Annotated in this window: 10 protein-coding genes, 1 tRNA gene and 1 pseudogene; 3 read left to right on the top strand and 9 right to left on the bottom strand. The window is 63.6% G+C overall.

Annotation, left to right across the window (positions count from 1 at the left end):
* Positions 1–8: 8 nt before the first annotated feature.
* Together AC1DVA_RS03450 and AC1DVA_RS03445 are read right to left on the bottom strand one after the other, a co-directional pair.
* A complete protein-coding gene (locus AC1DVA_RS03450) occupies positions 9–1,229 on the bottom strand; it encodes a D-alanyl-D-alanine carboxypeptidase family protein (RefSeq protein WP_476804973.1) in 1,221 nt (406 codons plus the stop codon).
* Between the two features lie 47 nt (positions 1,230–1,276).
* Positions 1,277–2,350 carry a septal ring lytic transglycosylase RlpA family protein gene (locus AC1DVA_RS03445; protein WP_476804972.1) on the bottom strand — a complete coding sequence of 358 codons (1,074 nt, stop codon included), beginning with the start codon at positions 2,348–2,350 and terminating at the stop codon, positions 1,277–1,279.
* A gap of 425 nt (positions 2,351–2,775) precedes the next feature.
* On the opposite strand from AC1DVA_RS03445, the gene AC1DVA_RS03440 reads away from it, so the two are divergent.
* Positions 2,776–2,865, top strand: a tRNA-Ser gene (locus AC1DVA_RS03440).
* Positions 2,866–3,443: 578 nt separating this feature from the next.
* Here AC1DVA_RS03440 and AC1DVA_RS03435 read toward each other — a convergent pair.
* The 5 genes from AC1DVA_RS03435 to AC1DVA_RS03415 form a co-directional block, all read right to left on the bottom strand.
* On the bottom strand, positions 3,444–4,676 hold the full coding sequence (locus AC1DVA_RS03435) for an HlyD family secretion protein (RefSeq protein ID WP_476804971.1): 1,233 nt from the start codon (positions 4,674–4,676) through the stop codon (positions 3,444–3,446).
* Positions 4,669–5,121, bottom strand: coding sequence for a hypothetical protein (locus tag AC1DVA_RS03430; RefSeq protein ID WP_476804970.1), 453 nt, complete (start codon positions 5,119–5,121; stop codon positions 4,669–4,671). The genes AC1DVA_RS03435 and AC1DVA_RS03430 overlap by 8 nt, the downstream gene beginning before the upstream one ends.
* Before the next feature lie 109 nt (positions 5,122–5,230).
* On the bottom strand, positions 5,231–6,013 hold the full coding sequence (ppk2, locus tag AC1DVA_RS03425; RefSeq protein WP_476804969.1) for a polyphosphate kinase 2: 783 nt from the start codon (positions 6,011–6,013) through the stop codon (positions 5,231–5,233).
* An 18-nt stretch (positions 6,014–6,031) separates the two neighbouring features.
* On the bottom strand, positions 6,032–6,520 hold the full coding sequence (locus AC1DVA_RS03420) for a hypothetical protein (RefSeq protein WP_265053472.1): 489 nt from the start codon (positions 6,518–6,520) through the stop codon (positions 6,032–6,034).
* Between the two features lie 80 nt (positions 6,521–6,600).
* Positions 6,601–7,182: a hypothetical protein gene (locus tag AC1DVA_RS03415; protein ID WP_476804968.1), complete on the bottom strand. Its 582-nt coding sequence runs from the start codon at positions 7,180–7,182 to the stop codon at positions 6,601–6,603.
* A gap of 443 nt (positions 7,183–7,625) precedes the next feature.
* Here AC1DVA_RS03415 and AC1DVA_RS03410 point away from each other — a divergent pair, with 443 nt between their 5' ends.
* The gene (locus AC1DVA_RS03410; protein ID WP_476804967.1) at positions 7,626–9,443 is read left to right on the top strand and encodes an adenylate cyclase; all 1,818 of its coding nucleotides are present in this window, start codon (positions 7,626–7,628) and stop codon (positions 9,441–9,443) included.
* 761 nt (positions 9,444–10,204) lie between these two features.
* Positions 10,205–10,828 carry a response regulator transcription factor gene (locus AC1DVA_RS03405; RefSeq protein WP_265053468.1) on the top strand — a complete coding sequence of 208 codons (624 nt, stop codon included), beginning with the start codon at positions 10,205–10,207 and terminating at the stop codon, positions 10,826–10,828.
* A gap of 54 nt (positions 10,829–10,882) precedes the next feature.
* Here AC1DVA_RS03405 and AC1DVA_RS03400 read toward each other — a convergent pair.
* Positions 10,883–12,587, bottom strand: a pseudogene (locus tag AC1DVA_RS03400) (SulP family inorganic anion transporter).
* A gap of 104 nt (positions 12,588–12,691) precedes the next feature.
* Positions 12,692–13,624 (bottom strand): DUF2950 domain-containing protein, encoded by a 933-nt coding sequence (locus AC1DVA_RS03395; protein ID WP_476804966.1) that lies wholly within the window; start codon positions 13,622–13,624, stop codon positions 12,692–12,694.
* Positions 13,625–13,627 lie beyond the last annotated feature (3 nt).

Raw genomic sequence — 13,627 nt, 5'->3', positions numbered from 1 at the left:
TGACTAGCTCAGCTCCGGCCGAACGCTTTGCGGACCCAGCCCGTCGTCGCCTCGAACAGAGCGTCGAGCGCGCGGCTCTGCAGCGAGCCGGCCTTCACCGTCTCGGCCGCGTATAGCGGAACATCCAATGTCTTGGTGTCCCCGCGGGTGACCAGGAGACGCGCCACCTCGGCACCTTCCTGAACCGGAACCGTCAGGGGCCCGCGATAGACGATGCGTGCCGCCAGGCGTTCCGCGCTGCCCCGCGGCATCAGCAGGCTGACGGCTCCCTTGCTTCGCAGGGCGACGCGGCCTTTCTCGCCACCATAGACGCTGGCCTCGCCGACGGTCTCGCCATCCGCAAAGAGTTGACGGCGCTCGAAGGCGCGAAAGCCCCATTCGAGCAGCTTGCGGGCTTCGCTCGCGCGGTCCCGCCCCGTCTTCAGGCCATTCACCACGACGATCAGGCGCTGCCCGTTCTGCACGGCCGAGCCGACGAGACCGAAACCAGACTCATCGATATTCCCGGTCTTCAGCCCGTCGGCGCCGATATCCATCGCCAGCAGCGGGTTGCGATTCTGCTGCCGGATCTTGTTCCAGGTGAATTCGCGCTGGCCGAAGATCTTGTAGAACTCGGGATAGGTCTTGATGATGTGCTCCGCGAGGAGCGCGAGCTCGCGCGCCGTGACCCGCTGCTGCGGGTCGGCCATGCCGGTCGCGTTGCGGAACACCGACTTCGTCAGGCCGAGCGCCCTCACCCGTTCAGTCATGATGCGCCCGAAGGTCGGCTCGTCGCCGGCGATGGCCTCGGCCAGGGCGATCGAGGCATCGTTGCCCGACTGCACGATGATGCCCTGCAGAATGTCGGAAAGCTTGATCCGGCTGTTGACGATGGCGAACATTGCCGAGCCGCCCGAGGGAGCACCGCCCTTGCGCCAGGCGTTTTCGGAAATGCCGATCTCGCCATCCAGCGACAGGCGCCCGGCGCCGATATCCTGGAAGGCGACGAGCACCGTCGCCAGCTTGGCCATGCTGGCCGGGACCATCAGCTCGTCGGCCGCCTTTTCGTAGAGGACGGCGCCGGTATCCGAATCGAGCAGGACAGCGAACGGAGCCTGCGACTGGAAGCTCTGTGCGTGTGCGGTGACTGAGAGACCCAGCCAGACGAGCAGGACGAGCAAGCCGTTGCCCAGCCGCCGAACCGGCGGCAGAGCCGCAGCAGACAGCTTCGCATAACACAAGGCGCTCATGCCTCGATGTGAAGCAGAGCGCCCGTATCAGGTCAAGGGAATTGGCGTCAGTTCCGCGTCGGCGGCAGGACGGCCTGGAAAGCAAGCCTGTTGACCGGCTGGCCCTTGGCGAGGCCGTTCCCGGGCGTGTTCAGCAGGCTCGCGGAAGTCCCGCGCTGCGGCGGTAAGGTCGATCGAAGCGTCGCGGGAACCGCGACCGGCTTCCCGGCGTTAGCGATGGTGTCCAGATCGAAAGGCCGACTCGGAGGGAGCGGCGCGGCACGGACCGGCGTGGCCTCCACGGGCGTGGAGCTTGTCGAGGCCAGTGTGGCCATCATAGGCGCCGAAGGCGTGATGGTACGCGTCACCGGAGGCGCATAGGCATGAGCGACAGGCTGGCTCGCGACGGGAAGCGGCTCGGGCTCGGTTGGGGCCTGGGTATCGAGATCGGCGCTGCGCGAGCGTGCGGTGGCCACGGGTTCCGCGCTGGCGACCATGGTCCGCGCGCTTGTGCCCGGGATCGGGGCCGGGCTGCCATCGGTCCGCAACGTTGCGATCAGGAGGTTGTCGTCGGAGCCGGCGAGCGAGGCCTGGCCGAGATATTCCATCTTGATGCGCGCAGTACCCAGATGGCGGAAGGCTAGCGCATCGGCGGTCTTCTGGGAGACGTCCATCAGACGGCCGCCGTGATAGGGGCCGCGATCGTTGACCCGCACGATGATCGAGCGGTTGTTCATCAGGTTCGTGACGCGCGCATATGCCGGCAGCGGCATGGTCGGGTGCGCCGCAGAGATGCTGTTGCGGTCGTAGACCTCGCCATTGGCGGTGCGCCGGCCATGGAAGGCCTCGCCGTACCAGGACGCGGTGCCGACGGCCGTAAAGCCCGTCGGCTTCTCATAGGGCACGTAGCGCTTTCCGGCGACGGAATAGGCCTTGCCGACGAGCTGGCGGCCGCCGCCCTTCGGCACGTCTTCGCCCTCAGCGATGACGCGCGGGCTGGCGGGACCGTATTTCGATTGCGGGAAAGCGCCGATCTCCTTCGAGCGGCGACCGGCGACCTGATTGCCGGCGCAGTTCGCGACGAACAGCCCGGCCAGGACGACGCAGCCCAAACGCGCAATGGAAGGGACAGGAGGAGACACTGCATTCGGCCCGGCTGAGCTGGAAATCGCCTTGGACGAAGAGCTGGCGTCTCGCATCATTCTGCTCGTTCCGCTTTCTGCGCCAAAAAACCACGGCTTCGCCCAAGCCGCATGCACGGCTTGACCGAGTTTTCGGCCAATTCCTTTAAGGGACCGTTAAATAGCGAATGACCTGCATTCGAGGCCTCGCCGAACAGGACGTCCCTGCCTTGAGCGGGCACAAAGGTGTTCGAAAAGCGGCCCCTGTCAACCCGACGAACAGAACTTCGCCATTTTTCCACCGCGAGTGGCTTGGAGGCCACGGTCCGCCAACATGTGTTTCCAGCCGCTTGACGGCGTCCTTGGCGCCCTTTCGCCCGCAAAATGCAGCGGGAAACGCAAGCCCTCTTGCAAATCGAATGTCCGGGCGGCATTGAACGCTCACCGGAAGGGTGGCCGAGTGGTTTAAGGCAGCGGTCTTGAAAACCGCCGTGGGTGCAAGCCCACCGTGGGTTCGAATCCCACCCCTTCCGCCATCACACCGCCAAGGCGTGGGTTTTTCTCTAAGTGCAGAGAATCTCAGGGAAAAGCCCCGAATCTACTGCACCGGAGTGCTGCACCCGGGCGGAGATGAGATGCTGAGCGCCTCCTGAGGGCGGCGAGGAACCTACTATTTCCGCGCCAATTATCCGGCGGCCCTGCAGGCCCCGTTCGGCGAGACCGCCTGGCGCAACGGCGCGGACATTCTCGAATGACCAAGCGATGAAGCCGAGCACATCGGACGCCATCTTTGGGGCTGACCGCTAAAGCGGAGTCTGGATCGGTTCCCGCCGGCCAGTCAAGTTCACAGCGTCTGCAAAAGCCGGCGGTCGCGCCGAATCGATCGACCCGTCGCCTGATTGTGGTCCACGAGGCGCATGTCACGTCGCTACGCCTTTCGACAGCGGCGTCTGATACCGGCTGAGTGGGTTAGCGCAGGATGCGAGGCTTGAGGACGATCGCCCTGAGGCGCTTCGCGCCCCCTTTGCGGATCGCCCTCGCGACCGGATAGGAATGGATGATCCGACCGGCCATCTGCCAGACACAATTAAACCCAGGATTCGCGCCGGTCGATTTAATGGCCGCCAAACACCAGCGACTGGATCGGCAGTATGAGCGCTTGAATGCGCAGCAGAAGCGCGTGAACAAGGCCCACTGCGTCGACGGCGTGGAGCACGATCTTTCGCGTCGTCGAGAGCTTTCCGGAAACGATCAATTCGTGGTTGCTGGAATAGGCGTTGGCTATGCAGGTGCTGCCCGGCGTGACGCCATCCAGCCCATCGGCATAAAGTGGCTCAAGGAAGGCCAGCAGGGTGCCTGGCTTCGAGATCTGCTGCGCGTCGACCAGTTGCTCGCCAGCGCGCAACTGGCCCGCGGCAATGAAATCCTGCACATGCGTCACCACCATCGGGATGACGACCCAGGGCTTTGACATACAGGTCACTTCGGCGACCATGCCGACCTTCAGGACCTGTGCCTCGATCTGCGAGAAGCCGGCCTGCAAGGCGACGCGTCCGGCCTCCTCGGGGATCAGCACGCCAGCTGGCCGCAACAGGGGATTGACGACGTCGCCGACGCGCAGCGTGAACTGCTCGATGCGTCCGTTCACCCCGGCCCTGACGATCGTCTTGTCGAGATCCGTCTGCGCCTGTGCGAGAGCGGCTTCGGCGCTCGCCTTCTCGGCCGGCAGCAGGGTCGTGATCCGGGCCTGTGCCGTCTCCTTTGCCGCGACGACGGCCGCGAGGGCGGCCTCGCGGCCGGCCGTCAGATTCTCGAGCCGTTCGATCTCGCGCCTGGCGACGATGTCATCGTTGCGGCGCCGGAGTTCCTGCTTGGTCTCAAGTTCATCGAGCGCCTGCTTGTAGGCGCTCCTGGCCTCGAGGATCTTGCTCTCGTCAGCCAGAATCTCGGCCTTGGCGACAGTGATCGCTGCCTCGGTCTCAACAATCTTGCGCCGCGCCACCTCGACGGCCGCTTGCTGCCTGCTGCTGTCCAGCCGGAAGATCGGATCTCCCTTCGCGACGGTGCCGCTGATGCCGACATTGATCTCCGCGACGCGTCCGTTCGTCTCAGGAACGATGGGGACGGTCCGGAAGAACAGGGTAGCGTTGGTCGTGGACGGGTGGTTGTAGAAGATCACCGTGATCAGGCCGATCGTGAGCATCAGGCAGGCTGTGATGCCCCATCGCAGTTCGAACCAGACCGAATAGAAGGTGATTTCCTTGCCGAGGCGCTTACCCTGCCCATACCGCCGGTAGAGGTAATCGGGGACGATCGTCAGCAGCGAGCAGACCAGAAGTTCAAGCATCCCCCTGCCCCCCTTCATTGGCGGTGGAGCCCACCTTCTCGATGGGTCTGGGGTCAGGCTGCGCTTGGGCGGCAGCATCGTCTCCTGCCGTCGAACGCGGCGCCACCCCGGCGATACGTTCGAGCGCGTGCGCCATTCTGCCGAACAGCCCCGAAAAATCCGGGATTTCGATCAAGGCGAGCAACAGGCCCGCCACCCAGAACAGATGCACGTGGGTGAAGAGGGCGAGCAGGCCTAGTACGGCCACGATCTCGAACTGCAGCTTCTGGGATTTATGCGCCATCCGCTCCGGAAGGGTGTGCAGGCGCAGGAAAAGCAAGCCCACGCCTAGTACCGCCAAGAGCAGAAACACCCCCGTGACGATCATCAGCGTGTCGGTCTCGCCCGGCGCGGTGATGAAAGCCGGCAGATGGTGCGGCGCCAAAGGGTGGAGGCCAGCTGCCATGCGAAATCCCCAATGCAGGCAAAACGTCGTACGACGGCGATCTTCGCAAAAGGTTTCGCCGAAACCATTCTGCAATTCTACGCGATCGCACAACAACAGAATTCTAACTCTAACCGATCCAGTTCCGTGCGAAATCGAGCTCCTCGGGGCCGTTCGATTTCTGCCGTTTCGGGAGTTTTACCTTGTGTCGGCGCGGCGCCTGATACGGAATGGAGCCGAGAATATGAGAGATGACATTGAGCCGCGCCTGGCGCTTGTCGTCGGAGTGGACGGCGTACCACGGCGCCCACGACGTATCGCTGGCGCGGAACATCTCGTCGCGCGCGCGCGAGTAATCAGACCAGCGCGAGTATGACTTCAGGTCCATCGGAGAAAGCTTCCATATCTTCCTGGGGTCATTGATGCGCTCCTGCATGCGGCGCGTCTGCTCATCCTGACCGACTTCGAGCCAGTACTTCAGAAGAATCGTGCCGGAATCGACGATGGCCTTCTCGACGCCGGATACGCTCTGAAGAAACCCCTTGGCCTGGTCTTCCGTACAGAAGCCCATGACCCGCTCGACGCCCGCACGGTTGTACCAGCTGCGATCGAAGATCACGATTTCGCCCGCTGCCGGCAGATAGGGCAGGTATCGCTGGACATACATTTGCGAGCGCTCACGCTCGGTCGGGGGCGGCAGGGCGACGACCCGGAAGACCCGTGGGCTGACCCGCTCCGTGATGGCCTTGATCACACCACCCTTGCCGGCACCATCGCGCCCCTCGAAGACGATGCAGACCTTGCCGCCGGCATGCTGCGCCCATTCCTGGAGCTTGACCAACTCCTCGTGCAGGTCACGCAGCTTGCGTTCATAAGGCTTTCTTTTCAGGGGCTCGCCAGCATCGGCTTTCATGGCCGGCCTCCGTCTGCGCTAGGACCAACTGAGATAGAAAGCGACATCGCCGGGCAAGCCGCCCGGCCAGTCGATGATGATCGCGCGAAGCTTGTAATTGGCAGGCTGCAAATGTTCCTTCCAGAACTCATAGGCTTGCCGCGGCCTTCCCGTCAGCGTCGTCGGCCAATCGGGTTCGGCATTGTTGATCGACCGGCCCTTATCCGTGCAGAGCGCGCTCGGAAAGCGCATGACGAGAACCTCCGTCTCCCCTCGCCCGGCTGCCATGCGGGTCTTGTTCGCCAGGCTCTGCTTGACCTCGGCGATCTTCTCGGGCGTTACGGCGATCTCCTTCTGCAAGGTGGCGACCAGCTTCCGGCGCGCCTCCTCGGCCTTGTCCATGGCGCCGACCATCTTGGAGGCCTTGGCCATTTCGAGGTCGGTCATGTAGGCCCGCAGATCATCGGCGGACATGAAGCTCTCGTCGGCCAGCGTGTCGGCCTTCAGGTTTTCGTGTGCGATCGACATAGCCGAGAACTCCTCTCCTGATCGCTGCTCGTGCCTGAGGTCGACCGCCTCGTGCCTCGCGCGCGGCAGAGCCGATGGGCTCAGTTTTTCTGGAAATGGAAGCCTTCGGCGAAGGTCAGCTCGACCATGTCGCCGCGCTTCAGGCGCGTGAGATCCATTTTGATGTCGGGGTCGACGACCTGATGGGTCCGCGGTCCGGCCGGGCCGACATAGTTCACGATCCCGGTTGCCGGATCGAAACTCTCGAAGCGCGCAGTGATTGCCAGCGAGCGGACGACGTATTTATCAGGCAGGTTCTGGAAGGGCGGGCCGCTGACCGCTTCGGTATAGACGATGCCTGGCTTGGCCCCCTTCCTGGCGCGTCTCGCGCTAAGGACCACGCCTTCGACGCGTCGGATTTCGACCCGGTCACCGGCACGGATGTTCTGCAGGTCGCCGAAGAGTTCCGGCACCAGCACAGCCCAGCTGCGGCTGCCCTGCCGGACAACCACCATGCGTTCGGCCGGCATGACGTCGACGACCTCCACATTGAGCTGTTCGACCTCGACCGGCCCGACGCCGGCAACGATCACGGTTTGGCTGGTCACCGTGGGATAGGTGGCGCACCCCGCGACCACTGCCGCCAGCGAGACGGCGAAGATCCAGTTCATGTGCTTGGACATTGGAATTCTCCACGTTTCAAAAGCCAGGCGCGTTCAGTTTTGGCGGGGTTCTCTCGACGGGGCCTCGCGCTCGTGAAGCACTTGCCGAAGTTCCGCTTCCAGCCCGTCGATGATATGCGTGTATTCGAGACAGCGAGCGGCGGCCCCGGACTCTCCTGACTCTTGCCAAAGCCGTAGAGTGGCCTCCGCCTCGGCGAGATCTCCGCACAAGCCGCGGAAGCTTTCGCTGAACAGCACCAGTTCCTCGATGGCCTTCTTGTGCCTCGGCAGCCGTCGGATAGCTGCCTGAACGCCTGGGTCCATTGGGGCGAGCTCCCCTGCGAATRCCCACAATTAGCTGGTCGCCGCCGCGGAATGGGAGTAACTAACGGGAGATTACACAGATATGGCTGCTGTTTGCGACTTGGTTCGAGCGTGGATTCTTGGTCAGGGGCGCCAATTCCATGGAACTGCCACCGTCCATCTGCCCGGATATTGACGGCTCGCGCGTTCAAAACGCGCTGGAGCCAAGCGAAATCGACGTCCGCGCAGAATTGGAGCGAATTTTAGCCAGCGCTCAGTTCAGCGTACCGGAGCGGGTACGGCAATTCCTGATCTATGTGACCAACGAGACGCTCCAAGGACGTGGGGATCGCATCAAAGCGTATTCGATCGCCGTGGAAGTCTTCGGCCGCAGCGAAAACTTCGATATTCGGAACGATCCGGTCGTTCGCATTGAGGCCGGCCGGTTACGACGGGCCCTGGAGCGTCATTACCTCCTCAGCGGAAGCGCCGACCCGGTCGTGATCGAAATTCCGAAGGGTGGCTATGTGCCCCACTTCCATTGGCGACCGAAGCCGCTGGAAAACCAGGAACATGAGCCGCAACGCCCACCTCCCGGACAGAGCGAATCCGGCCCGTCAATGGTCGCGTGGCTGAACCGTTCGTGGTTGGCAGGTTGCGTGGCTGCAATGGCAGCGATCGTCGCCGTCTTGCTGATCCGCATGCCGACATCCTCGACGCCCGAGCTTTCCGGGACACGGGCTGCCCAGCCCGAGGGACCGTCCCTGGTCGTCAGGCCCTTCGCCAACCTCTCGAGAAATCCCGAACTCGATTTTTACGTGGCTGGGCTTGGTGAGGAGCTGTTGTCGCAGCTTGCGCGCTTCAAGGAACTGACGGTGTTCGGGCGGGAGACCGCGGACACGATCTCGCCGACGGCCTCGGCGGCAGAGATCTGGCAACGGTTCGGCAGCCGCTTTGTCCTGGAAGGCGGCGTCCGCTTGTTCGAGGGCAAGCTCAGGGTGACCAGCCGCGTTCTCGACGGCGAGACGTCCGCCATCGTCTGGTCTGGTTCTTACGATGCCGATCCACAGGCCAATAATCTCGTCGACATCGAAGCGATGATAGCCTCGAAAGTCGCTACGGCGGTCGCACAACCCTACGGCATCATCTTCGGCACACCGCCACGACCGACGCAGCTACGAGGTGTGCAAAGCCTTGAAACATATCAGTGTTTATACCGCTTCTATCTTTATCGCACCGTGCTCGATCCGAGCGCGCATGCTCAGACGCGCCACTGCCTCGAGCAGATCACGGCGCGCTATCCCGAGCACGCAACCAGCTGGGCCATGTTGTCCTATATCTATCTCGACGAGGATCGCTTCCAGCTGAACCGGCGGCCGGGCCCGCCAAGCCCCACCGAACGGGCGCGAGAGGCCGCAGAGCGCGCCGTGCGCATCGACCCGGAGAATGTCCGGGCGCTACAGGCCTTGATGGCTGTCCTCTATTTCAGCAAGCAGCCGGCCGAGGCTCTCCGGATCGGCACCCGGGCGCTGCAGCTCAATCCCAACGACACCGAACTGCTCGCGGAGTTCGGCAGCCGGGTGGCACAGGCCGGGGACTGGCCGCGTGGCGCGGCTCTCATCGAGGAGGCATTGTCAAAGAACCCCGGTCATTCCGGCTATTATACCGGGCTCCTGGCTCTGGCCGCCTATATGGAAGGAGACGATATACGGGCCGCCGATCTGATCCGGCGCGCCAACCTGCGCCAGTTCTCGATCTATCATTTCGTCGCTGCCCTCATCTTCTCGCGCCTGGGACTCCAGGCGGAGACCGCCCAATCGCGGGCCGAATTCCTGAAGCAGCGGCCGGATTTCTTCAAAGATTTCGACGCGGAACTCGATGCGCGCAACTTCAATGCGCGCGATCGCGCCATCCTGCGGCGCGGCGCAATTCAGGCCGGCTTTCCGGTGCGATCGAGCCTCGTCGCAGAAACCAAGTAGCGGTCGAAATCTGCCGCTACCGGCAGTGGCAGCCAGCGCGCTGCGCACGTAGCCAACTGTAACTTACTACCCGCGAGGCCGTTTGCGGCATTGATTGATCCCCCAAGGGAACTGCGCGGGTAGCCAGACATGCCCCCCTCATCAACGAGAATGCCTGAGCCAGCGCGGCTCACGGCCTACCGGTTCTGGTCGTCTCGACAAGGGCGTTCGGAACGGAACGCACCGACTGCCAAGCCGAGCTCACGCAAGATGCGGAGGCCTTTATGATCGCAGTGAACCGTCGCCTTTGCCTGTTCGCCCTGATCATGGCGGCAGCTCCGTTGCAGGTTGCGTGGCCGCAAACGAGCGGCATCCAGGGAGCTTGGATCGAGGAAGGGACGCCCTGTGCCAGCGTTTTCGTGCCTACCAAGAATGCGGTTGACTTCAAGCGGCCTGCAAGCGCCTTCGCACCGGCTTTCATCATCGCGCCTCGGCGTCTCTCGACTCCCCTGGCGAACTGCCGGGTCGTCGGGGTCATCCCGAGCGGAGAGCGAAAGATCGTTCGGCTCAGCTGCACGACTTCGATCGCAACAGACTCTGCCCGCGTCATACTCGCTCCCTCTAACGATGGCGGCCTTTATCGTTTCAACGCCGTGGATGGCGGCATCACGTCGAGATACCGCCTTTGCAATCGGGACGCTTTGAAATCGCCCTAGAATCGCAACCACTCTCCGGCGGCTCCGCCGATTGCGGGCGCCGGCATGGAATTCGGGGGAATACCAATGTCAGATCTCATCTATGTCGTGGACGGTGACACAGAATCTCACAGCGGGATCGACGACCTGCTCCGGGCCTGCGGCTATCGGACAAAGGCCTATGGCAGCACGGACGAGATTCTCGAGCAGATGCCGGAGCGGGACAGCGCAGGCTGCATCGTCATCGACGTGCAGCGTCGCGACAACGCGGCACCCGATCTCTTCGACCGCCTGAGCAAGGCTGGATCGAACCTGCCCGTCATTTTCCTCGCCGAGCATAGTGACGTTCGGGCCGGCGTGCGAGCGATCAAGGCCGGCGCCGAGGATTTTTTCACGAAGCCGGTACCGTGTGAGGAATTCATCGGAGCCATCGCTCGCGCGATCGCGCGGCATCGTCTGACCAACGAGCAGGACAGCTGGCTGCAGGACGCGATGGCGCGGCTCAAGATGTTGACCCGGCGCGAGCGCCAGGTCTTCGACCTTGTCGTGCGCGCCAAGATGAACAAGCAGGTCGCCTTCGAGCTCGGCACGACCGAGCGAACGGTGAAAGCCCACCGTCACAACCTCATGGAGAAGATGCAGCTCCGCTCGGTGGTCGAACTCGTATCCTGTGCCGAACGGCTCGGCCTCCTCAAGCCCAGTAGTATCTAGACCGGGGCGTCTCCGGCCGGCTCCGCCACAAGGGCGAACGGGTGAAACACTCGGCTAGAGTATTTGCTCCGGCTTGGGACGGCGGGATCTTTCCCCTGCGAGCGCGCGGACCGCATCCTCAAGATCCTCGAACACTGGCGTCCCCTCCGGCCCTTCAAAGAAACCTGCGCGCCTCAGGATCTCCCGGGGCTCGTTGTGCAGTTCCGCCAAAGCGAGCTTAAGGCCCTTCGCGGCCAGACTCGGCCGCAGGCCCCCGAGCATGGCGGCAGCCGTCGAGTCGATCTGCGCGATCGCGCTCGCATCGAGGACCAGCCACCTCGTGTCCGGCGGAGCATTCTCCGCGATGCTCTCGAAACGGGAGCGGACATGATCCGCGTTGAAGAACAGAACGCTGCCCTGGACCATGAACAGCACGAGCCCGGGCAGAGGCACGGCATTCGCCGTCCGGTGAAGTTTGTAGAACCCCGGCCGGCCAGGGATGCGGYCGAGCAATGCATCACGCGGACGCATCTCCTTGAGAAGGACATGGAGCAACGTGCCCGCAATGGCGATGACGACACCGTTGAGCACGCCCAGGCTGATGGCGCCCCACATGCTGATGAGGGCGAAGGCGAACTCCATGCGGCTGACCCGCCAGATTTCCCGAAGACCCGAGACATCGATCAGGTTCAGGGCGGCGAAGGCCAGGATCGCGCCCAGCGCGGGATTGGGCAGAAGGCGCAGCGCATCGTTGAAGTAGAGCAGCAGTACCGTCAGGGCTAAGGCCGCCACGAGCCCGGAAAGCTGCGACCGGGCGCCGGCGGAGATATTGATCGCCGTGCGCGAATCCGACACCGTGATCGGAAAGCCGCTGAACAGGCCGGAGAAGATGTTGGCGGCACCCAGCCCCGCCAGCTCCCGGTCGGCATCGACCTCGAACTTGTCCTTCGCCCCGAAACTGCGCGCTGCCACAAGACCCGAGCTGACCCCGACCAGCCAGATCGCCCCAGCTCCAAGCAGGAGATCCTTGACGGGCAGCCCGGTCACATCGGGAAGGGATAGCGCCGGCATCGTGCTCGGCAGCGCTCCGATCACCTTCATGCCGCGGCCCGCGAGATTGAACAACGCGGACATTAGCCCCGCAACGACGACCACGAGCAGAGGCCCAGGCACTGGCGAACGAAAGCGCGCCGACAGCACGAGCAACACGAACATCGCACCGGCGAACACAACCGACGGCCAATGGATCAGGCCCGCTTTCTTGACGATCTCGAGCAGCGGGAGCACGAGCCCGTCGGCTTCGATGCGTACGCCGGTCAATCGCCCGATCTGGCCGATGAGGATGGAGACCGAGATGCCGCAGACGAAGCCGATCAGGATCGGGCGCGAGAGGAACGAGGCCACGACGCCCGAGGCTGAGCTTGCTGCCGAGGATGCACAGTATGCCGACCATCACTGCGAGCGCGGCCGCGGCGGCGACGCGATCCGCCGGGTTGTCCAGCGGGAGGTTCGCAAGTGTGGCGGCCAGCACCGTCATGGTCGGCGCGTCTGGCCCTACGACTATCTTCCGATACGGCCCGAACAGCGCATAGCCCACCAGTGGCAGGATGCTCGCATAGACGCCGGTCTCCGCGGGGAGGCCGGCAATCGCGGGGTAAGCGACAGCACTGGGAATGGCCACAGCCGCCACGGCGAGGCCCGCCGTAATGTCGAAGCGCAGCCATTGCAGGCTGTATCCCCGCAGGCCGCTCGGAACCGGGAGCCTGTCAATCATCGGCATCTCTCCGGGCCGGTGTCCGCAAACGGCGCGGGAAAGCTCGACAAGGACCCGTGGCATGCCGCAGTTGGCTTCCCGCGCTCGTCGCGCGGGGCTGCCATGGGATCCTACGGCTTTTCGGGCGTCACCTTCTCCCAGCCCTTGCCTGGGTCGAAGCTCCGCATGCGGGCCGCAATGCTCCGCGTGTCGGGGCCGAGATCCTTCTGATACAGCGTTCCGGCGTGGCTGATCATGAAGCTCGTCAACCCTGAGCGCGCATACTCCGCCGGGTAGGCCAGCAGGCCGAACCCGCCGATCATCTTGCCTCCCGCAATGTAGTCGACCGCTCCTCCGGGAGCGGCAGGGCCCTGGCTCTTCAAGATCTTGAAATAGTAGCCATGGAAGGGTTGCCGCGTCTGCGCGGCTACATAGCCTTCGGCTGCTGCCCGGCCGGCGAGTTCGCCCAGCGGGCTCGGCGCCTCTCCCGATGCAGTGGGCCAGTAAAGGCCGTCATGGGTTTCCGGTTGGCTGACGATCCGTTGCGCATAGGTGCCGATGGGCTGGCCGTCATGGCTTTGGGATGCGTATTCATATTGGGCGTCGAGAACCGCAAGGGAGGTCTGCATGGCGGCGAGCTCGTTCTGACCGATGCGCCGCGCAACCATTTCACGGCGCCCTGCTTCGACCAGGAACGTCCAGCCGCCGCGTGTCTCGACCATCGGGATCGGGAATGGAAATGAGTCCGGCCCGACCAGAAGCGTTGCCGTCCGGCCGGTCTCAACGATCGAATGCCGGGCATCGTAGGCTGCGACGAAACGTTCACGATCATTCGAATCGCGCACCGGGTCACCGGAGGTGACGATATCCCGACCATACAGGCCAAGAATTGAATACAAGCGCGTCGCTTTGCTCTCACGCAACGCTGTCACCAGCGCCGCGGCGGCTTCGGTTGGCGACACGAAAACTTCCTGCGCCCTTGCAGGCGAAGTGATTGCAATGAGTCCTGCCCCCCCGCAAAGCAGCCGCGAGAGGAGATGCAAGGCTATCAGCCCTCTGATCATGGC

This window comes from Allobosea sp. P4_C6 (genome assembly GCF_056402015.1).
Note: the sequence above shows the minus strand (reverse complement) of the source record. Positions and strands in the feature narration are given on the sequence as shown.

Excerpts from the sequence above, each read along its gene's own strand:
- AC1DVA_RS03415 (WP_476804968.1), bottom strand. The coding sequence starts at position 7,182 with ATGTCCAAGCACATGAACTGGATCTTCGCCGTCTCGCTGGCGGCAGTG.
- AC1DVA_RS03420 (WP_265053472.1), bottom strand. The coding sequence starts at position 6,520 with ATGTCGATCGCACACGAAAACCTGAAGGCCGACACGCTGGCCGACGAG.
- AC1DVA_RS03435 (WP_476804971.1), bottom strand. The coding sequence starts at position 4,676 with ATGCTTGAACTTCTGGTCTGCTCGCTGCTGACGATCGTCCCCGATTAC.
- AC1DVA_RS03405 (WP_265053468.1), top strand. The coding sequence starts at position 10,205 with ATGTCAGATCTCATCTATGTCGTGGACGGTGACACAGAATCTCACAGC.
- AC1DVA_RS03410 (WP_476804967.1), top strand. The coding sequence starts at position 7,626 with ATGGAACTGCCACCGTCCATCTGCCCGGATATTGACGGCTCGCGCGTT.
- AC1DVA_RS03430 (WP_476804970.1), bottom strand. The coding sequence starts at position 5,121 with ATGGCAGCTGGCCTCCACCCTTTGGCGCCGCACCATCTGCCGGCTTTC.
- AC1DVA_RS03450 (WP_476804973.1), bottom strand. The coding sequence starts at position 1,229 with ATGAGCGCCTTGTGTTATGCGAAGCTGTCTGCTGCGGCTCTGCCGCCG.
- ppk2 (WP_476804969.1), bottom strand. The coding sequence starts at position 6,013 with ATGAAAGCCGATGCTGGCGAGCCCCTGAAAAGAAAGCCTTATGAACGC.
- AC1DVA_RS03395 (WP_476804966.1), bottom strand. The coding sequence starts at position 13,624 with ATGATCAGAGGGCTGATAGCCTTGCATCTCCTCTCGCGGCTGCTTTGC.